Source organism: Microbacterium ginsengisoli (assembly GCF_000956535.1).
Classification (GTDB): Bacteria; Actinomycetota; Actinomycetes; order Actinomycetales; family Microbacteriaceae; genus Microbacterium; species Microbacterium ginsengisoli.
In genome coordinates this window covers 1-17,978 of the sequence record NZ_JYIY01000068.1, presented here as the reverse complement: position 1 = coordinate 17,978, position 17,978 = coordinate 1, and the positions used below count along the sequence as shown (strand labels likewise).

Sequence of the window (17,978 nt, the reverse complement as noted above, 5' to 3'; positions counted from 1 at the left end):
CGCCATGGTGCAGCGGAACACGTGGCAGCGCGATCGCGTGCGCGAAGAGCTGTCCGACGCTCCCGGGTTCATCAGCGCACAGGATCTGCACGCGCGCCTGCGTGAGCAGAACACCGGCATCGGTCTCGCCACGGTCTACCGCGCCCTCTCCACCCTCGCCGCCCACGGCGAGGCTGATTCGCTGCAGAGCCCCGAGGGCGAGAGCCTCTACCGCGCGTGCGCGACGACGGGACACCACCACCACCTGATCTGCCGCCGCTGCGGCAAGGCCGTCGAGATCGCGGCGACCGACGTCGAGGAGTGGGCCCGTCGCACCGCCGCGGCCCACGGCTTCACCGAGGCCGAGCACGTCGTCGACATCTTCGGTCTCTGCGCCGACTGCACCGCCCTCCGGGCCCACGAGCGTGACAACGGCTGAACGCGCCCGGGTGCGCCGGTCGACCCCGGCACCGGAGCCCCGTCGCGCGCCCGGACGCATCGCCGGCGCCCTGCTCATCGGCGCGATCGTGGTCGGTGTCGTCTTCGCCGTCAACCTGCTGGTTCCGGGCGCGCTCGACATCTCCCTCCCGACCCGCGCGCAGGACGGCCTGACCCTCGCGATCAGCGTGCTGATCGAGTCGCTGCCCTTCGTGGCGCTCGGTGTGCTGCTGTCGATCGTCGTGCAGGTGTGGGTGCCGCCGGGAGCGATCGAGAGATGGATGCCGCGCCGCGCCTGGGCCCGCCGGGCGGTGCTGTCGCTGCTCGGCATGCTGATCCCCGTGTGCGAGTGCGGCAACGTGCCGTTCGCGCGGGGGCTGCTGATGCGAGGGTTCGCGGTGTCGGAGACGCTCACCTTCCTCGTCGCCGCCCCGATCGTGAACCCGATCGTCATCATCACCACGAACCAGGCATTCGGGTTCGACGACGGCATCCTCGTAGCTCGCCTGCTCGGCGGATTCGTCGTCGCGAACCTCATCGGCTGGCTCTACAGCCGCCACCCCGACCCCGACGCGCTGCTGACCGATCGGTTCCGGGCGACCTGCGAGATCGTCGAGACCGAGTCGGGCGGGCGCTGGCGCCGCTCGCTGGCGCAGTTCCTCGTGGAGCTGCGCGCGGTCATGCCGGCTTTGGTGATCGGCTCGGCGCTCGCCGGGGCGGTGCAGGTTCTGGTGCCGCGCGAGGCGCTTCTCGCCATCGGCTCGAACCCGGTGCTCTCGATCGTGGCGATGATGATCCTCGCGATGATCGTCTCGATCTGCTCGAACGTGGACGCGTTCTTCGCCCTGTCCTTCGCGTCGACGTTCACCCCGGGCGCGATCGTCGCCTTCCTGCTGGTCGGTCCGCTCGTCGACGTCAAGATGATCGCCCTCATGCGCACGACGTTCACGGCACGCGTACTCGCGGGCACGGTCGTCGTCGTCGTGCTGTTCGCGTTCGTGCTGGGTCTGGTGGTGAACCTCGTTGCGTAGGTCGTCGGCTCTCTTCTCCCGGTGGATGGGCGCGGGCATCGCCTCCCTCCTCGCGGTCGCGACGATCGTGCTCTGGCTCACCGGCCAGCTCGCCCTCTACATCAACCCGTCGTCGTACTGGTTCGCGGTGCCCATGGCGTTCGTCGTGCTGATCGGCGCAGTGCTCAGCTTCGCGCTGCCCCTCGGGGCCGAGGCCGACCACGGTCATGACCACGGTGCGGTGGCGGATGCCGCGCATCACGACCACGACCACGACCACGCGCACGACCACCCGCACGCGCCCCGCCGCGGGGTGCGCGCGTGGGTGGGGCTCGGCGCGACCGCGATCGGCGGGGCCATCGCGACGGCGGTGGCGGTCGCGATCGTCGTCGTGCCCCCGGCATCCCTCAGCGCCGAGCTCGCGCAGTCGCGCAACGTGGGCGCTGCGCCCCTGTTCGCGGGATCCGACACGATCACCCTCGCCAGCACGGGCGACACGGCCACCTTCGGGGTCGGCGACTGGGCCAGCGTGTTCGCGACCGCGACGAGCACCGAGGTGTTCGAGGGTCGCACCGTGTCGCTGATCGGCTTCGTGACCCCCGCGCAGAACGGCGGGGCGTTCGATCTGACACGGCTGGTCATCACGCACTGCGTCATCGATGCGCAGACCGCGAGCCTGACGATCGCGGGGGCGGACTCGACACCGACCACCGGCCAGTGGGTCGATGTCAAGGGCACGGTACGCGCGGCGTCCGACACCGGAAAGCTCGAGATCGTCGCCTCGAGCGTGACACCGATCGCCCAGCCGCAGGATCCGTATGAGTACTGACCCGGCACTCCGTACCCGTTCGGGTCGCAGTCGCCGTCGCCGGCGTGCGTTCGGCATCGGATTCGCCGCCGTGATCGCGGTGCTCGGCGTCGTCGCGCTCGCGGGCGCGGCGGTGTCGAGCGTGCAGGGTCCGCGTGTGACGGCGGTGTCGGTCGATCCGCAGGCGGCTGTCGAGGCCGGCGGTGCCCGCGTCATCCTCACCACCTCGCAGTCGCTGCAGAAGGTGGAGACCTCGCAGGTCACCGTCACGCCTGCCGCGTCGTTCACCGTGCAGACGTCGGGGCGCGACATCGGCGTGCGCTTCTCGAACGCCCTCTACGACGACACGCAGTACACCGTCACCGTCCACGGGGTGGTCGGCATCGGCGGAGGTCCGGTGACGACGCTCACCGAGAGCTTCCACACGCCCGCGTTGTCGGTCTTCATGCTCAAGCGCGGCAGCGGCACCGACACGATCTTCCGCACCGGGCTCGACGGTGCCCAGGCGGTCCCCGTCTTCGAGAACCCCCACATCGAGGACTTCCGGGCGACGAGCCAGCACCTCGTGATGTCGGTGCGCACCGCCGACGACAAGCCCGAGCTCATCGTCACCGACCTCGACGGCGCGAACGCGCGCACCCTTCCGCTGCCGGGCGCGGGCGACATCCGCGATCTGGGCGTCGCCGACCGCGGCGAGGTCATCGGATACACCTTCACCGACGCGAACGTCTCGAAGACCTCCGGGGACGCGAGCGTGCTGTACACCGACTCGCTGGCGCTGCAGGACGCCGCCGCCCCGCCTACGCGGATCGCGCTGAGCGGGGTGTCTCCGAGCGTCGCGCAGTGGCGGTTCGTGCCCGGCACCGACAACATCCTGGTGCTCACCTTCGACGGCCGGCTGCTGCTCGCCTCCTCGGCGGGCAAGGACCCCGTCGACCTGGGCAGCGCGGCGAGCATCGACGGCATCGCCCGCGGCAGCACGTCGGCGATCATCGAGCGACCCGACGGCACATACTCGATCGACCTCACGAGCGGGGCGCAGACTCTGCTCACCGACCCGCCCAACGTCGCCGGCTTCGCCGGCACCGTGACGCCGCTCACCGCCACGACGACGCTCCGGCAGTACGCGCAGGTCACGAACGGCGCCACCACCGGCACCGAGATCTTCCGGGTGCTCGCCAACGGCACGTCATCGGTGGTGTACACCTCCGCGGCCACCGACGCGGTGCTGCAGGTCTGCACGTCGCCGAGCGCCCGCTACGCCGCGGTGCTCATCGCACCCAACGTCGCACAGAACCCGTACGTGACCACCTACGAGTACCCGGTGCCCGGCACGGTCGAGACGCACATCATCGACCTCGACACCGGCAAGGAGGTGTCGAAGCTGTCGGCGTTCGACATCTCGTGGTGTCAGGTGCCGATCGAGTGAGCGACGGCCTCCGCCCGGCGACGCCCTCGGACCTCGCCGGCCTCCCGCTCGAGGTCGCGCCCCGACTGCTCGGTGCGGTTCTCCACGTCGGTGTCGGGGGTGAGACGGTCGCCGTGCGCATCACCGAGGTCGAGGCCTACCACGGCCTCGGCACCGGTGACGTTCCCGATCCGGCGTCCCACGCCCGCAGCGGACCGACCGCGCGCAACGCGACGATGTGGGGACGCGCTGGACTCCTCTACGTCTACCTCAGCCACGGCATCCACTCGTGCGTCAACGTGGTGTGCGGCCCCGAGGGGGTCGCAGGTGCGGTGCTGCTGCGTGCGGGCGAGGTGATCAGCGGGGCGGATGCCGCCTCCCGTCGCCGGCTCGGCAGTGCAGGCGCGCCCGTCGCGGCGCGGGAGCTCGCCCGTGGTCCGGGGCGCCTCGCGAAGGCGGCCGGGCTGCGGCATCCGATTCACGACGGCCTCGACGCACTGACGGCGCAGCCGTGCGGCGGTGCCCGCGCACGTCTGCTGCTGCCGGAGCGGCCGCTGTCGCCGGTCGCGAGCGGCCCGCGGGTCGGGGTGGCAGGACCTGCCGGCACCGACCTCTACCCGTGGCGGTTCTGGCTGCCGACCGAGCCGACGGTCTCGGTGTTCCGCTGGGGTCGTGGCGCCGGGCCGCGCGATCCGCGCCAACCGGCTCGTCAAGCCGACACGCCGAGCGTGCTAGACTGACCTTTTGTCTGCGCGCACTCCAGCACGCAGCTCGTACCCTCCCCGCGACCCGCGCCAGAGATGGCGGGTGTCCGGCTGGGTGCAGACAAGGGATCTTGGGTGGCACCGTCCGGTGCCACGGTACAGAAGGAGACTCACCATGGCCGCAGTGTGCCAGGTGACTGGAGCGGTTCCCGGCTTCGGTCACAACATCTCGCACTCGCACCGCCGGACGAAGCGCCGCTTCGACCCGAACGTGCAGAAGAAGACCTACTACGTTCCGTCGCTCGGTCGTAAGGTCACCCTCACGGTGTCCGCCAAGGGCATCAAGGTGATCGACGCCCGCGGCATCGAGTCGGTCGTCAAGGACCTCCTCGCGAAGGGTGTGAAGCTCTAATGGCGAAGAAGGCCCAGGACATCCGTCCGATCATCAAGCTGCGTTCGACCGCCGGCACGGGATACACCTACGTGACGCGCAAGAACCGCCGCAACAACCCCGACCGCATCGTGCTGAAGAAGTACGACCCCATCGTGCGCAAGCACGTCGAGTTCCGAGAGGAGCGCTGACCCATGGCCAAGAAGAGCAAGATCGCTCGTAACGAGCAGCGCAAGGTCGTCGTCGAGCGCTACGCCGCGAAGCGTGCCGAGCTGAAGAGGGCGCTCGTCGACCCGACGTCGACCGACGAGCAGCGTGAGGCCGCCCGCGTCGGCCTGCAGAAGCTGCCCCGTAACGCCTCGCCGGTGCGTCTGCGTTCGCGCGACGTCATCGACGGTCGCCCCCGCGGTGTGCTGACGAAGTTCGGCATCTCGCGTGTGCGCTTCCGCGACATGGCCCACCGTGGCGAGCTGCCCGGTGTGACCAAGTCGAGCTGGTAAGCAGCCGATTCGCACGAAGCCCCCGAGGGAGACCTCGGGGGCTTCGTCGTTCGCGGGGACGTCAGCAGATGAGACCGGCGCCGAGCCAGTTCGGGTAGGGCAGCGTGCGCAGCAGCTCGTCGTGCGGGTCGGTGTGCGTGTGCGACTCCGCCGACGAGACGCTTCCCTCGAAGGGATCGGGCGGCAGGGTCTCGGTGCGGGCGGACGGGCGGTCGTGGCGTGCCATGGTGCTCCTCGGATCGTGCCGGCTGTCGCCGGCGGGTCGGGGGCTCGGTGCACCGAGTGTGGCAGAACGGCAGGGCGCGGCGAAGAGCGGAGCCGTTGTCCCCGGCGTATCCACAGCGGGCCTCGTCCCGGCCGTCCCGGGGTCCTAAGGTCGAGGGCAGCGGCGCACGCGCGCCGCATCGACCCCGGGGGGCTCCATGAAGCTGTTGCTGACGTCGGGCGGGATCCGCAACGACAGCATCGAGCGCGCCCTGGTCGACATGGTGGGCAAGCCGGTGGCTGAGGCATCCGCTCTCTGCATTCCCACCGCGCAGTGGGGCCACACGATGTGCGGGCCCGAGTCGGTGCGCGGGTTCATCACCGGCCTCCCGCCGTGGGGCGGCATGACGTCGATGCCGTGGCGCACGCTCGGCGTGCTCGAACTCGCCTATCTTCCGTCGATCGGCGTCGAGCGCTGGCAGGAGTGGGTGCGCGCCGCGGACGTGCTGCTCGTCGACGGCGGCGACGCCACCTTCCTCGCGCACTGGATGCGGGAGTCCGGCCTGCTGGAGCTCCTCCCCGAACTGCACGACACGGTATGGGTGGGCGTCAGCGCGGGCAGCATGGTCATGACGCCGCGCATCGGTCGGGAGTTCATCGCCTGGGCGCAGGCGCCGGATGACACGACCCTCGGCCTCGTCGACTTCGCGATCTTCCCGCACCTCGACGTCTTCCCCACGAACACGAGGGAGGCCGCCCAGAAATGGGCGGCGACGCTCGAGCTGCCCGCGTACGTGCTCGACGATGAGTCCGCGATCTCGGTCGTCGACGGCGAGGTGTCGGTGATCTCCGAGGGCGAGTGGTTCACCCTCGGCCCGGCGTCGTAGCCACAGCGGCGCATCGGCCGAGCGCCGACCGGGCGCGGCGCAGCGCAGCGCCGGGGCGCAGCCGCGGCCCGGCGCCCGCGGGCTCAGCCACGTGCGTGCGTGACGGCCCACGCCAGCGAGTCGTCCGCGACCTCCTCCCATCCCTCCTGGCTCACGATGCGGTGGGTGCGCCCCTCGTACTCGCGGTAATCGACCACGGCGGGACTCCCAGACGAGCGGTACTTCTTCACGATCGCGCGCCCGATCGCCGGGGGCACCACGTGGTCCCGCGACCCGGTGATCACCAGCAGGGGAGCGCGGTCGGTGCGGGCGTAGTCGACGTGGCTCGCGCCCTTCTTCTCGGAGAAGGCCGCCGCAACCCCTTCGAAGAACACCCTGTTGTACGACGGCACGGCGAACTGCTCCCAGAGGTCATCGGATGCGGCGCGGTCGAGGTCGTTGCCGAAGGTGAAGTGGAAGTGGCCCTTGGACAGCGGCGAGGCGCCGTTGCGACCGAACGGGTTGGACAGGATCGGGGTGCCCGTCCACAGTGTCGACGCCGGCAGTGTCGTGATGCCGGCGGGCTGCCCGGGCGTGACGGCGACGTAGGCGGCGCCCAGTCCGCGGTCGGCGAGCATCTGTGTGAAGAGGCCGCCGAATGAGTGGCCCATGATGATGGGCTTCACCGGGAGTGCCCGGATGATCGCGTCGTAGTGGTCGACGATCTGCCGGATGCCGATGCCGCGCAGGGCGGAGGGATCGCGCCGGATGTCGGCGACGGAGCGGTCATCGATCCCGGGCCAGCCGGGCACGATGACCTCATGCCCGGCGTCGCGGAATCGACCCGCCCACGTGTGCCAGCTCAGTGGGGTCATCCACAGTCCGTGGATGAGCAGGACGGGCGGTGTGGTCGTATCGGTCATCGGTTTCTCCTCGTGGGGGTGGCGTACGATCAGAGTAGACCGAACGTTCTATCTATTCAAGCGATTCCACCACCGGCTGGCACGATGGATCGCGGAGGATCACATGAGCACTGCAACAGCGGACCGCCCCTCGGCTCGGACCCGCCTGCTGGAGGCGGCGACGACGCTGTTCTACTCCGAGGGGATCCATGCGGTCGGCGTCGATCGCATCATCGAGCACGCGTCGGTGACCCGCGCGACCCTCTACAAGCAGTTCGCCGGCAAGGAGGGCCTCGTGCTGGCCTACCTCGAAGGGGAGGACGCGCAACTGCGGGCGCTCTTCGCCGAGGCGGCGACCGCGTCCGATGACCCGGGGATCCTCCTCGACCTCGTGGTCGGCGGGATCGCCGACGACGTGCGCCTGCGGCACACGCGCGGATGTCCGTTCATCAACGCCGCGGCGGAGTACCCCGAGGAAGGACCTGTGCGCCGCCTGATCGACGAGCACCGGTCGTGGTTCCGCACCACCCTCGCCGACCTCGCTGGCGCAGCCGGCCTCGTCCGTCCGCGCGAGGTGGCGGCCTCCCTCGTCCTCCTGCGGGATGCTGCGCTCGTCGGCGGGTATCTCGACGGTCCCGACCTCGTCACGCCTGACCTCGCGCGCACCGCGTACGAGGTGATCCGCGCGCACCGGCCTGATCAGCAGTCACAGCAGCCCCACGAGCGTCACGCGCCTCGTGACACGCCGCCACCGATCCGTCAAAGTGCGGAAAATCCCCGGAATCACGCGGAAAGTGGGTATATTCGAGCACGGTCGAACCCGACCACACCGGGCACCCTCGGGTGACCGGACCCAGACAAGAGGCGCTTCGGCGCCTGGAGGAACCACATGGCCGACAAGTCCATCACCAAGACCGAACTCGTCGCGAGCATCGCGAGCGCAACGGGTCAGAGCCAGGCCACGGTCTCGGGTGTGCTCGACTCCCTGTTCGCCACGGTCGCCGAGAGCGTCGCCAAGGGCGCGAAGGTCTCGATCCCCGGTTGGATCGCCTTCGAGCAGGTCGAGACCGCCGCTCGCACCGGTCGCAACCCCCAGACCGGCGCCGAGATCAAGATCGCCGCGGGCAAGCGCGTCAAGGTGACCGCGGGCTCGAAGCTGAAGGCTGCCGTCAAGTAAGTCTTCTCGACTCCGCGAAGGGGGGGATGCCACGTGGCATCCCCCCTTCGTCGTGTCCGGCTTCGTTCGCGGTGGCGTCGCGGCGACGTCAGGCCGGCGGCAGCAGTAGGCGACCCGTGCGAAATACTCCGTGCAGGGTGCGCGCGGCGACGGTGACCCACGCGACGAGGAGCCCCACGAACAGCACCGCGGACAGCGCCGCGAGTGCCTGCGAGCCGGTGTGCACGGCGAGGGCGGCGGACCCCGTCACGCACGTGCCGACGGGGAACGTGAACGACCACCAGGTGAGAGTGAACGGCAGGTGGGCGCGCGCGGCGCGGATCGTCAGGGCGACGACGAGGGCACCCCACAGCAGGGCGAAGCCGAGCACGGGCACGCCGAACACGACGCCCGCGGCGGAGAACGCCGATGCCAGGTCGGGCGGAGCGGCGAGGTGCGCATCGGCACCCAGGTTGTTCGCCGCGGTGATCGACTGACCGAGCGGTCCGAGAACGATCCACAAGGTCGGCACCATCGCGACGGCCCCGACCTTGTGGCGGGCGAGGCGCCCCCACAGCTGGGTGAGGATGATGAGCGCCGCGATGCCGGTCATGCCGGTCATCGCGTAGCAGGCGAGCAGGAAGTCGAGCCGCAGCTGGCCCGCGGGGATGTGCGGCAGCAGGGCCGCGCCGGTCGCCGCCGACACCATGGGCGGGACGATGGGCATGAGCCAGCCGCCGAACGCGCTGTCCTCCCGCACGTCGTGGCGGGTGAAAGTCAGGTAGGGGATCGTGACGGCGGCGATCAGGCCGAGCACCGTGCCGACGGTCCACAGCACGGCATCGATCGCGACCGCCACGGGCTCACCGAGGATGTCCACGCCCACGACCAGCGTGCCGAGTCCGACGGTCAGTGCCGCCATGGCCGGTGCGCCGTAGAAGTGAGCCATCGTGGCATTGCTGTGGTGACCGCGGGCGACGCCGCCGAACCAGATCCAGTGCAGCGCGGTCGCGACGATCAGCGCGAGGAACATGGCGGATGCGAGCAGCCACACCACGAGTGCGAAGGTGCGCTGGCCGGGCACCTGCACGGGGAGGGCGACGGCAGCGTTCGCGACGATGCCGGTCCCCATGACCGAGGCGAACCAGTTCGGCGTGATGTACGCGACGACGTCCCGAGGGCGATCGATGGCCTGCAGCCAGCGGCGGCGCGCGGGCGCGGTGGCGGTGGGGTGCGACATCCCTCTATCGTGGCGCGTCCGGCTATGGTCGCGCGCACGGGAATGCCACCCGACCCCCGCCTAGGCTGGACCGCGTGACTGCGCGCGCCTGGCGGATCGGAGCCCCTGTGCTCCTTGCCGTCGTGGCGCTCGCCACGGCGCTGGTGACGGCCGGTCTGTCGGCGCCCGGCCGATTGGTCGGCTGGCTCCTGCCGCTCGCCGAGGTGCTGGTGCGGCTCGGGGTGGCGACGACGATCGGATGTCTCGTGCTCGCCGTGGCCGGCGGAACCGTCGCCCGCGCCGCGTTCGGGCGTCTCGTGGCGGTCGCTGCCGGTGCGGCCGCGGTGTTCGCCCTGGCCGCCGCCGCAGCGACTGTGCTCACCGCCGTGTCGCTGCTCGACCTCACACCCGGCCTCGATCCCGCATTCGGCGCCGAGGTGGCGGGCTTCGTCACGGGAACGTCGACGGGACGACTCTGGCTCGTGACGACGGTGCTGGCGGCGCTCATCGCCGTGCTGCTGGTGTCGGTGCGCACGGTGCGGGCCGTCCGAGTGCTCGCGGTGCTGGCAGCGCTCGCAGTGGTGCCGCTCGCGGCGCTCGCCGCCGGCGCGTCGCCGCGCCCGGCCGCGGGCCTGGCTCTGCTGATGCTCACCGTCTCGACCGTCGGCGCCGGGATCGTCGTGGGAGCGGCCGTCGTCTCGGCCTCGCGCGCTCCGGTACCTCTCGTGGTCGCGCTGGTCGCGCTCGCCGCGCTGCTCGGATTCGGGGCGGCGGTCGGCATCGGCGCGCAGCCCGTCGCGCCGCCGGCCGACGCGACCCCCTCCGAGGTGCTCACCGGGATGCCGCTGCCCCCGGCGCCCACGATCGGATCGCTGCTGCTCGGTGTCGCGCTCGACCCGCTCTGGCTCACCGTCGCCGCCGCGGGAATCGCGTGGCTCGTCGTGCGCCGCCGAGCCGCGGTCGCGGGCGCCCGGCGCTCGCCCGCGCGGCTCGGCGCAGGAATGGTCGCGGTCGTGCTGTTCCTGTGGGCGACGTGCGGCGGACTCGCCGTCTACGCCGACGTGCTGTTGAGCGCCCGGCTCGCGCAACTGCTGATCGTCGCACTCGCCGTGCCCGTGCTCGTCGCGTGGGCGACGCCGCCCCGCGCTGCGCGCACCGCCGGCGCCGAGACATCCGCCCCGCTCGCAGCGCTCGCACCGCCGCGGGCGCTGCGTTCCCCCGTCGTCGCGGCGCTGCTGCTCATCGCGGTGCTCTGGCTCGCGACAGCGACCGACGTGCTGCGCTGGACGCTCAGCCACCGCATCGGCACCGACCTCGCGATCGGCGTCGCCGCGGCGGCCGGTCTGCTGTTCGTCCGGGCGGTCGTCGTGCCGCGCACCGCGACGGCGGCGCGGGCGCTCGCGATCGTGCTGGTCGCGGCGGCCGTCATCGCCCTCGCCGCCGTGCTCGTCTCGACCGCGTCGTTGTGGGTCGCGGACTGGTTCGGCGCCCTCGCCCCCGCCTGGGGCGCGGAGCCCCTCGACGACCAGCGCCGGGCGGGAGTCGTCGTCGCGGGGTGCGGTCTCGTGCCACTGCTCGCTCTCGCCGTCATGGTCGCGCGCACCCCCAGACCCGCGGATGCCGCGTCCCGCCGTCTTGCGCGCCGCGAGCGCGACGCCGAGCTCGACGCGTACGACGCGGCGCTCGCCGCCGCCCGCCGGCACCCCGACCGCGATGCCTGATCGTCCGGCGCGGGAAGTCGCGGCATCCGGCAGGTCAGTTCGTTCCGCCGCCGATCGAGATCGCGACCGTCTCGTCGGGGTTGACGGTGATTCCGGCGTTCACCGTGAAGGGGACGTCGTCGCTGACCCGTCGCACCGACCCGTCGTAGAGCGACTGCACCGTCACCTGGATATGGGCGACCGCGGCGGTGTCGGGGATGCGCCAGCCGTTGCCGTCGGGCACGACCTGGATCGTCGGCTGCTGCGTGATCGACCACGTCGGAGTGCCCTCGACGCGGTTGCGCACGACATAGCCGAACGGGCATCCGGTGGGCTGCAGCACCTGCTGGGTCGCGCACTGCGAGAGGAACTCGTTCACCCGCTGCTGCACGACCGAGGTGAACTGCGCCGTCGGCTGCGCCTGAACGGTGACCGGGATGTCGACGCCCGGCGCGTTCGCCAGCACCGCCGTCCCGCTCGAGGAGGAGATGTCGGTGTCGATGCGGATCGCGTAGAGGGCAGGGGAGAAGACCAGCATCGCGATCGGCTCGGTCGGCTTCACGTTCTCGCCGTCGGGCGAGACCTGCCGCTTGTCGACCACGAATCCATTGACGCCGAACTGCATCGTGCCGAGCGCGGTGAGCGACATGACCGCGAGCGGACTCGTGGCGAAGCGCCAGGTGGGGAGCACACCGAGCTGCCCGTCGGGTGCGACGCGGAACGCGGTGGTGCCCGAGTGACCGCCGGCGGAGTACGAGACGGTGACGGTCGTGACGGCACCTTCGGACGACTCCGACACGACGTTCACGTCGGAGAGCTGGCCGAGCGCGGTCGATCGCAGCAGTGCGGACGAGGCCGTCGACGGCAGCCCGGCAGCGGACAGCTGATCGGGGGTGAGCGCCACGCCCGGGACCGCGAGCGCGTCGCCGGCCCGCCCATCCGACAGGAGGGACAGATAGTGCAGCACGAACGCCGTCGGGCTGTACAACGGGCGGTAGAGCGCCGCGGATCCGACGCCGAGACCCGCGAGCAGCAGCGCGGTCACGAGCGCGATCGACGTGAGATCGACCCACAACGGCCGACGCCGACGCACCCGGGGGGTGGCGGCATCCGGCTCGGCGACAGTCACCTTCACAGTGTAGGAACCGGGCCGCGCCGCCACCCGGGAAACGCCCCCACGGCTCGCGGGGCGCCCGCGCACCTAGCATGGACGGGTGCAGACGACCCCCCTCTCGAGCGAGCAGACGGAGGTCTACGAGCTCATCGAGGGCACGCGCGACAACGTCTTCGTGACGGGTCGAGCGGGCACCGGCAAGTCGACGCTGCTGCGCCACCTCGTCGAGCACACCGCCAAGCGCGTCGCCGTGTGCGCGCCGACGGGGGTCGCCGCACTCAACGTCGGCGGGCAGACCATCCACTCGCTGCTGCGCCTGCCGATCGGACTCATCGCCAACACCGAGCTCACCCAGCCCGAGGCGACCCGCAAGCTGCTCGGCGCCCTCGACATGCTCGTCATCGACGAGGTGTCGATGGTCAGCGCCGACCTCATGGACGGCATCGACCGGGCGCTGCGTCAGGCCCGGGGTCGCCGCGCGGAGCCCTTCGGCGGCGTGCAGGTCGTCATGTTCGGCGACCCGTACCAGCTCGCCCCGGTGCCGCCGCGCGGCGACGAACTGCGCTACCTGCACGACCACTACCGCTCGCACTGGTTCTTCGACGCGCACGTCTGGGCCGGCGAGACACCGGATGCCGCAGGCATCATCGACCTCGGACGCCACGGCGCCACCCTGCACATCCGCGAGCTGCGCGACATCCACCGGCAGTCCGACCCGGCGTTCAAGGCGCTCCTCGACGCCGTGCGGCACGGTCGCGTGACGGCCGACATGGCCGGAGTGCTCAACGGCCACGGGGCCCGCACACCGCCCGAGCCGGTCGACGGCGAGCAGCCGATCATCACCCTCGCGACCCGCAACGACGCGGTCAATGCGATCAACAAACGCCACCTCGACGCCCTCATCGGGCGATCGCAGACCGCCGTCGCGGAGATCAACGGCGACTTCGGCCGCGGTGATGCGTACCCCGCCGATGTCGAGCTGCAGCTGAAGATCGGCGCGCAGGTGATGTTCCTGCGCAACGACACCGCCGGCTACGGCGAGCCGCCCCGTTGGGTGAACGGCACGATCGGCACCGTCACCCGCATCACGGGAGACAAGGTGCGGGTGAGCGTCGACGGCGAGGAGCACGACGTCGAACCGGCGGTCTGGGAGCGCTACCGCTACGCGTACCACGCGACCACCCGTCAGCTCACGCGGGACGTCGTCGCCGAGTTCACCCAGTTCCCGCTGCGGCTCGCGTGGGCCGTCACGATCCACAAGTCGCAGGGCAAGAGCTACGACCGGGCGGTCATCGACCTCGGCTCGGGGGCGTTCGCGCCCGGGCAGACGTACGTGGCCCTGTCGCGGCTGACCTCCATCGACGGGCTGTACCTCCGCCGGCCGCTGCGCCCGAGCGACATCCGGGTCGATCCCGACGTCGCGCGCTTCATGGCCGCGGCCCGCTGACGCGGCGCCGCTGCGCGGGGCGGTCAGGCCGCGGCATCCGCCTTCGCGCGGGCGAGGTCGTCGAACAGCTCGGTGTTGAACCGGTAGGCGAGCAGCACCTCGTCGATCACCCGCTGCTTCTCGGCCTCGTCCCACGGGGCGGCGTCGAGCTGCTCGCGGTAGACGTCCTTGAACGCCTTGGGGTCCGCGATGTCGCCGAAGATGTAGAACCCGATGCCGTTGGTCTCGAACCCGAACCGGCGCGCCATCAGCTTGCCGATGAACAGTCCGCCCGACAGGTCGCCGAGGTAGCGCGTGTAGTGGTGGGCGACGAAGCCGCCCGCCCACGTGGCGCCGACCTGACGGATGCGGGCGACGTAGCGCTCGGTCGTCGGCAGCGGGGTGATGCGCTGCGTCCAGTCGTCGCCGATGAGGAACGCGAGGTCGGCCTCGAGGGCCGGCAGGCGCGTGAGCTTGTCGCTGATGAAGACGGATGCCACGGGGTCGCGGCGCATGCGCTCCGCCGCCCCTTCGAGCGCCTCGTAGATGAACCAGTGCTGGGCGACGAGAGCAACGTAGTCCTCGCGCGTGCCCTCCCCCTTGAGGAGATCGGCCATGAATCCGGCGCTCTCGCTGCCGGAGTGCGCGCCGCTGGAGCGCTCGCGCAGGGCGGTGGAGAAGGGGATGGGCGTCGTCATGTCGCCCACTATACCTTCAGGTAAGCGGAACCTAACCTTCGCGTTGCGTCAGAGCCTTTGCGCGGGTTCCTCGGAGGTCACTCGTGCGGACGCGGCTCGACGCCCAGGCGCCGGCAGGCCGCGTCGTAGAGCGCCACGATCTCGCGGCGCACCTCTCGCCGTTCGGTGATCTCGCCTCCCGGCCAGGGCACCTGCAGCGTCTCCTCACCGGTCGAGGTCGTATAGCGCCACTCGCCGGCCGAGCCGTCGAACCCGATCATCACTGCGCCGACAGCGTCAGCGTCACCGAACGCGCGCGCGATGAGCAGGTTGTCGTCGGCGTGATCGGAGTTCATGTGACCGAGGACGCCTGCGAGGGCGTCGGCGTCGAAGAGGTGGGGCATGCCTCCACCCTACGCACGGCCGGCGACCTCGTACGTCACCCCCGCACGGCGATGTCGGGAGGACATGCTTTGATCGGAATGTTCCCCGACGGTTGGAAGAGTGCGATGTCCCCTGCCCGCAGCAGCTACGGCGCGATCGGTCTCGTGCTGATCGGTCTGGCCTGTCAGGAGGTCGGCGCGTCGATCGCCGTGCTGCTCTTCCCCGCTGTCGGGCCTCTCGGCATGGTGATGCTGAGACTCGTGTTCTCGGCGCTCGTGCTTCTCGCGATCGCCCGCCCGCGCCTGCGCGGGCTCTCGCGAGACGCCTGGCTCTCGGCCCTCGCGTTCGGGCTCGTGCTCGCACTCATGAACGGTCTGTTCTACCTCGCCCTCGAGCGTCTGCCCCTCGGTGTGACGGTCACGATCGAGGTGCTCGGCCCGCTGACCCTGTCGATCATCGTCGCCCGCCGTGCGAGCGCCCTCGTCTGGGCGGGAATCGCCGCCCTCGGAGTGGCGGCCCTGGGCGGGGGCGGCTGGGATCGACTCGACCTGCTCGGGGTCGTGTTCGCGCTCGCCGCGGCCGCCAGCTGGGCGTTCTACATCCTCGCCTCCGCACGCGTGGGGCGGCTCTTCGCCCGACTCGACGGCCTCGCGATCGCGATGGCGGCGGGCGCGGTGGTCTCGCTGCCGTTCGGCATCGTCGACGCGGGCTCGGCCCTCGTGCGACCTGAGCTGCTCGGCCTCGGGGCGGCCGTCGCGCTGCTGTCGTCGACCATCCCGTACGCCCTCGAACTGTTCGCGCTGCGGCGGGTCGCGGCATCCGTCTTCGCGGTGCTGATGAGTCTCGGCCCGGCGACCGCCTCGGTGGCGGGATTCCTGCTTCTCGGACAGCATCTCGCCCTGCTCGAGATCGCGGGCATCGCGCTCGTCGTGATCGCGAGCGCGGGCGCCGTGCTCGCCGGCGCGCGCCCGCGCACCGTGCGGGCGCTGCCTGACGGCGCGCTGCCGCCGCAGGCCTGACTACCGGCTCGAATCGGCCCGCGTCGAGTGCCTGTCGATTCGGTCGACTGTGCGCGCCTTCCGGGGTCGTGCGGCCGGGTCGGGCTCAGTGCGTGAGCGCCGGGGCGAGTGCGGCCGCGACCGTTGACGTCAGATCGGCCCACGAATCGACGAACGCCGCGACTCCGCGCTCTTCGAGCAGCCGCGTGACATCGCCGAAGTCGACCCCCGCCGCGGCGAGGGCGTCGAGAACGGCCCGCGCGTCGGCATCGCGGGCGGTGACGGTGTCGCCCGTGATGATCGCATGGTCGAAGGTCGCCTCGAGGGTGGCGGCCGGCATCGTGTTGACGGTGCCGCGCGCGACCAGCTCGGTGACATAGCGGGTGTCGGGGAAGGACGGGTCCTTCACGCCGGTCGACGCCCAGAGCGGCCGCTGACGGTTCGCCCCGGCGGCGAGCAGCGCCCGTACCCGGGGCTCCTCGAACCGCTGCTCGTACAGGTTGTACGCGAGGCGGGCGTTCGCGAGCGCCGCCTGGCCGCGCAGGGCGAGTGCCGCGTCGGTGCCGATCGCCGCGAGCCGGGCGTCGACCTCCGTGTCCACGCGCGAGATGAAGAACGAGGCCACGGAGTGGATCGTGGTCAGGTCGAGGCGGTTCGCGCGCGCCTGCTCGAGGCCGGTCAGGTACGCGTCGATGACCTCGGTATAGCGTTCGAGGCTGAAGATGAGCGTCACGTTCACCGACACCCCGGCCGCCACCACGGCGGTGATCGCCGGAAGTCCCGCGCGGGTCGCGGGGATCTTGATCAGCACGTTGGGCCTCGCCACCGCGGCGTGCAGGGCGAGGGCCTGCGCGATGGTGCCCTCGGTGTCGTGGGCGAGCTCGGGGGAGACCTCGATCGAGACGTGTCCGTCGACGCCGCCCGTCGCGTCGTATACCTCCCGCAGCACATCGCAGGCGTCGCGCACGTCGTCGGTCGTGATGCGGAGGATGGCCTCATCGGCGGATGCCGCGGCCGCGGCTTCCCGCGCGAGTGCCGGCCCGTACCCCGCACCGCGGGTGATGGCCGCCTGGAAGATCGACGGGTTGGTCGTCACTCCCGTGACGTTGCGGGTGCGCACGAGTTCGGCGAGCTCGCCGGACTCGATGCGCTCGCGGGAGAGATCGTCGAGCCAGATGCTCACGCCCGCCGCGGCGAGGGCGGCCGTCGGCGTGCTCACGCTGTCGCCTCGATCGTCTCGTGCGCCGCCGCGACGACCGCGTCGACGGTGAAGCCGAAGCGGCGCTGCAGCTCGCCGGCCGACGCCGAGGCGCCGAAGTGATCGATGCCGATGACGCGGCCCGCGTCGCCGACGATCGCGTGCCAGCTGAGGGCGGAGCCTGCCTCGATGGATACGCGGGCTTTGATCGTCGAGGGGAGGACGTGTTCGCGGTAGGTGTCGTCTTGTTCGGCGAACCATTCGAGGCTGGGGGCGGAGACGACGCGGGCGGCGATTCCGTCGGTGGCGAGCTGGTCGCGGGCGGCGAGGGCGAGCTGCACTTCGGAGCCGGTCGCGATGAGGATGACGTCGGGGGTGTCGTCGGTGTCGGCGAGGATGTAGGCGCCCTTGGCGACGCCGGCGGCGGAGGCGAGCTCGGTTGCTGTCGCGTCGCCTTCTCCGCGTGCGAACACGGGGAGGTTTTGGCGGGAGAGGGCGATGCCGGCGGGCCCGGTGTGGCGGGTGAGGAGTTCGAGCCAGGCGGTGGCGGTTTCGTTGGCGTCGGCGGGGCGGACGAGGGTGAAGTTGGGGATGGCTCGGAGGGTGGCGAGTTGTTCGATGGGTTGGTGGGTGGGTCCGTCTTCGCCGAGGGCGATGGAGTCGTGGGTCCAGACGAACAGGGTGGGGATGTTCATGAGGGCGGCGAGGCGGACGGGGGGTCGCATGTAGTCGCTGAAGATCAGGAACGTGCCGCCGTAGGGGCGGGTGGGGCCGTGGAGGGTGATGCCGTTGAGGATCGCGCCCATGGCGTGTTCGCGGATTCCGAAGTGGAGGACGCGGCCGTATTCGGTGCCGGACCATTCGTGGGTGGACCACTGGGGGGGCAGGAAGGAGGG

At 71.2% G+C, this 17,978-nt stretch carries 22 protein-coding genes; 14 read left to right on the top strand and 8 right to left on the bottom strand.

Going from position 1 to position 17,978, the window contains the following annotated elements; translation table 11 throughout:
• Positions 1-4 precede the first annotated feature (4 nt).
• From RR49_RS05295 to rpsN, 8 genes are all read left to right on the top strand, one after another.
• A complete protein-coding gene (locus tag RR49_RS05295; protein ID WP_045247030.1) occupies positions 5-418 on the top strand; it encodes a Fur family transcriptional regulator in 414 nt (137 codons plus the stop codon).
• Positions 405-1,448, top strand: coding sequence for a permease (locus RR49_RS05290; RefSeq protein WP_048809197.1), 1,044 nt, complete (start codon positions 405-407; stop codon positions 1,446-1,448). Before RR49_RS05295 ends, RR49_RS05290 begins: the two co-directional genes overlap by 14 nt.
• Before the next feature lie 25 nt (positions 1,449-1,473).
• On the top strand, positions 1,474-2,256 hold the full coding sequence (locus RR49_RS05285; protein ID WP_045247028.1) for a TIGR03943 family putative permease subunit: 783 nt from the start codon (positions 1,474-1,476) through the stop codon (positions 2,254-2,256).
• Positions 2,246-3,664, top strand: coding sequence for a hypothetical protein (locus RR49_RS05280; protein WP_045247027.1), 1,419 nt, complete (start codon positions 2,246-2,248; stop codon positions 3,662-3,664). The genes RR49_RS05285 and RR49_RS05280 overlap by 11 nt, the downstream gene beginning before the upstream one ends.
• The gene (locus RR49_RS05275) at positions 3,661-4,383 is read left to right on the top strand and encodes a DNA-3-methyladenine glycosylase (RefSeq protein WP_045247026.1); all 723 of its coding nucleotides are present in this window, start codon (positions 3,661-3,663) and stop codon (positions 4,381-4,383) included. Before RR49_RS05280 ends, RR49_RS05275 begins: the two co-directional genes overlap by 4 nt.
• A gap of 139 nt (positions 4,384-4,522) precedes the next feature.
• Positions 4,523-4,759: a 50S ribosomal protein L28 gene (gene rpmB, locus RR49_RS05270; RefSeq protein WP_045247025.1), complete on the top strand. Its 237-nt coding sequence runs from the start codon at positions 4,523-4,525 to the stop codon at positions 4,757-4,759.
• Positions 4,759-4,929 carry a 50S ribosomal protein L33 gene (gene rpmG / locus RR49_RS05265; RefSeq protein ID WP_045247024.1) on the top strand — a complete coding sequence of 57 codons (171 nt, stop codon included), beginning with the start codon at positions 4,759-4,761 and terminating at the stop codon, positions 4,927-4,929. Before rpmB ends, rpmG begins: the two co-directional genes overlap by 1 nt.
• A 3-nt stretch (positions 4,930-4,932) precedes the next feature.
• Positions 4,933-5,238, top strand: a complete 306-nt coding sequence (gene rpsN / locus RR49_RS05260; RefSeq protein ID WP_045247023.1) for a 30S ribosomal protein S14 — start codon at positions 4,933-4,935, stop codon at positions 5,236-5,238.
• Positions 5,239-5,299: 61 nt separating this feature from the next.
• On the opposite strand, the gene RR49_RS15655 is transcribed toward rpsN, so the two are convergent.
• Complete coding sequence (locus tag RR49_RS15655) at positions 5,300-5,464, bottom strand: hypothetical protein (RefSeq protein WP_048809196.1); 165 nt, start codon at positions 5,462-5,464, stop codon at positions 5,300-5,302.
• 196 nt (positions 5,465-5,660) lie between these two features.
• On the opposite strand from RR49_RS15655, the gene RR49_RS05255 reads away from it, so the two are divergent.
• Positions 5,661-6,329, top strand: coding sequence for a Type 1 glutamine amidotransferase-like domain-containing protein (locus tag RR49_RS05255; protein ID WP_045247022.1), 669 nt, complete (start codon positions 5,661-5,663; stop codon positions 6,327-6,329).
• 83 nt (positions 6,330-6,412) lie between these two features.
• Here the strand turns inward: RR49_RS05255 and RR49_RS05250 are convergent, their stop codons facing one another.
• Positions 6,413-7,231 carry an alpha/beta hydrolase gene (locus RR49_RS05250; protein ID WP_045247021.1) on the bottom strand — a complete coding sequence of 273 codons (819 nt, stop codon included), beginning with the start codon at positions 7,229-7,231 and terminating at the stop codon, positions 6,413-6,415.
• Positions 7,232-7,334: 103 nt separating this feature from the next.
• Between RR49_RS05250 and RR49_RS05245 the strand changes: the two genes are divergently transcribed.
• Together RR49_RS05245 and RR49_RS05240 are read left to right on the top strand one after the other, a co-directional pair.
• Entirely contained in the window at positions 7,335-8,057 is a 723-nt protein-coding gene (locus tag RR49_RS05245; protein ID WP_048809195.1) for a TetR/AcrR family transcriptional regulator, read from the top strand.
• Positions 8,058-8,099: 42 nt separating this feature from the next.
• Positions 8,100-8,387 (top strand): HU family DNA-binding protein, encoded by a 288-nt coding sequence (locus RR49_RS05240; RefSeq protein ID WP_045247020.1) that lies wholly within the window; start codon positions 8,100-8,102, stop codon positions 8,385-8,387.
• A gap of 88 nt (positions 8,388-8,475) precedes the next feature.
• Here RR49_RS05240 and RR49_RS05235 read toward each other — a convergent pair whose 3' ends face one another.
• Complete coding sequence (locus RR49_RS05235; RefSeq protein ID WP_045247019.1) at positions 8,476-9,606, bottom strand: TDT family transporter; 1,131 nt, start codon at positions 9,604-9,606, stop codon at positions 8,476-8,478.
• A gap of 74 nt (positions 9,607-9,680) precedes the next feature.
• Here RR49_RS05235 and RR49_RS05230 point away from each other — a divergent pair, with 74 nt between their 5' ends.
• Entirely contained in the window at positions 9,681-11,306 is a 1,626-nt protein-coding gene (locus RR49_RS05230) for a cytochrome c oxidase assembly protein (RefSeq protein ID WP_048809194.1), read from the top strand.
• Between the two features lie 34 nt (positions 11,307-11,340).
• On the opposite strand, the gene RR49_RS05225 is transcribed toward RR49_RS05230, so the two are convergent.
• Entirely contained in the window at positions 11,341-12,414 is a 1,074-nt protein-coding gene (locus RR49_RS05225; protein ID WP_052672006.1) for a hypothetical protein, read from the bottom strand.
• Positions 12,415-12,499: 85 nt separating this feature from the next.
• Here RR49_RS05225 and RR49_RS05220 point away from each other — a divergent pair, with 85 nt between their 5' ends.
• Positions 12,500-13,846, top strand: coding sequence for an ATP-dependent DNA helicase (locus RR49_RS05220; protein ID WP_045247016.1), 1,347 nt, complete (start codon positions 12,500-12,502; stop codon positions 13,844-13,846).
• A gap of 23 nt (positions 13,847-13,869) precedes the next feature.
• Here RR49_RS05220 and RR49_RS05215 read toward each other — a convergent pair whose 3' ends face one another.
• Both RR49_RS05215 and RR49_RS05210 read right to left on the bottom strand, forming a co-directional pair.
• A complete protein-coding gene (locus RR49_RS05215) occupies positions 13,870-14,523 on the bottom strand; it encodes a biliverdin-producing heme oxygenase (protein WP_045247015.1) in 654 nt (217 codons plus the stop codon).
• Between the two features lie 77 nt (positions 14,524-14,600).
• Positions 14,601-14,906, bottom strand: coding sequence for a DUF2470 domain-containing protein (locus tag RR49_RS05210; protein ID WP_045247014.1), 306 nt, complete (start codon positions 14,904-14,906; stop codon positions 14,601-14,603).
• Between the two features lie 105 nt (positions 14,907-15,011).
• Between RR49_RS05210 and RR49_RS05205 the strand changes: the two genes are divergently transcribed.
• On the top strand, positions 15,012-15,905 hold the full coding sequence (locus RR49_RS05205; protein WP_045247013.1) for an EamA family transporter: 894 nt from the start codon (positions 15,012-15,014) through the stop codon (positions 15,903-15,905).
• Between the two features lie 85 nt (positions 15,906-15,990).
• Here RR49_RS05205 and tal read toward each other — a convergent pair whose 3' ends face one another.
• Positions 15,991-17,103 (bottom strand): transaldolase, encoded by a 1,113-nt coding sequence (gene tal / locus RR49_RS05200; RefSeq protein WP_045247012.1) that lies wholly within the window; start codon positions 17,101-17,103, stop codon positions 15,991-15,993.
• Positions 17,100-17,978, bottom strand: an 879-nt coding sequence (locus tag RR49_RS05195; protein WP_045247011.1) for a transketolase-like TK C-terminal-containing protein, incomplete at its 5' end; no start/stop codon positions are given. The genes tal and RR49_RS05195, both read right to left, overlap by 4 nt.

What these genes read in the sequence shown, in the direction of transcription:
- RR49_RS05295 (WP_045247030.1), top strand. Translation starts at nt 5, where the DNA reads ATGGTGCAGCGGAACACGTGGCAGCGCGATCGCGTGCGCGAAGAGCTG.
- RR49_RS05285 (WP_045247028.1), top strand. Translation starts at nt 1,474, where the DNA reads ATGGGCGCGGGCATCGCCTCCCTCCTCGCGGTCGCGACGATCGTGCTC.
- RR49_RS05280 (WP_045247027.1), top strand. Translation starts at nt 2,246, where the DNA reads ATGAGTACTGACCCGGCACTCCGTACCCGTTCGGGTCGCAGTCGCCGT.
- rpmB (WP_045247025.1), top strand. Translation starts at nt 4,523, where the DNA reads ATGGCCGCAGTGTGCCAGGTGACTGGAGCGGTTCCCGGCTTCGGTCAC.
- rpmG (WP_045247024.1), top strand. Translation starts at nt 4,759, where the DNA reads ATGGCGAAGAAGGCCCAGGACATCCGTCCGATCATCAAGCTGCGTTCG.
- rpsN (WP_045247023.1), top strand. Translation starts at nt 4,933, where the DNA reads ATGGCCAAGAAGAGCAAGATCGCTCGTAACGAGCAGCGCAAGGTCGTC.
- RR49_RS15655 (WP_048809196.1), bottom strand. Translation starts at nt 5,464, where the DNA reads ATGGCACGCCACGACCGCCCGTCCGCCCGCACCGAGACCCTGCCGCCC.
- RR49_RS05255 (WP_045247022.1), top strand. Translation starts at nt 5,661, where the DNA reads ATGAAGCTGTTGCTGACGTCGGGCGGGATCCGCAACGACAGCATCGAG.
- RR49_RS05250 (WP_045247021.1), bottom strand. Translation starts at nt 7,231, where the DNA reads ATGACCGATACGACCACACCGCCCGTCCTGCTCATCCACGGACTGTGG.
- RR49_RS05245 (WP_048809195.1), top strand. Translation starts at nt 7,335, where the DNA reads ATGAGCACTGCAACAGCGGACCGCCCCTCGGCTCGGACCCGCCTGCTG.
- RR49_RS05240 (WP_045247020.1), top strand. Translation starts at nt 8,100, where the DNA reads ATGGCCGACAAGTCCATCACCAAGACCGAACTCGTCGCGAGCATCGCG.
- RR49_RS05235 (WP_045247019.1), bottom strand. Translation starts at nt 9,606, where the DNA reads ATGTCGCACCCCACCGCCACCGCGCCCGCGCGCCGCCGCTGGCTGCAG.
- RR49_RS05215 (WP_045247015.1), bottom strand. Translation starts at nt 14,523, where the DNA reads ATGACGACGCCCATCCCCTTCTCCACCGCCCTGCGCGAGCGCTCCAGC.
- RR49_RS05210 (WP_045247014.1), bottom strand. Translation starts at nt 14,906, where the DNA reads ATGCCCCACCTCTTCGACGCCGACGCCCTCGCAGGCGTCCTCGGTCAC.
- RR49_RS05205 (WP_045247013.1), top strand. Translation starts at nt 15,012, where the DNA reads ATGTCCCCTGCCCGCAGCAGCTACGGCGCGATCGGTCTCGTGCTGATC.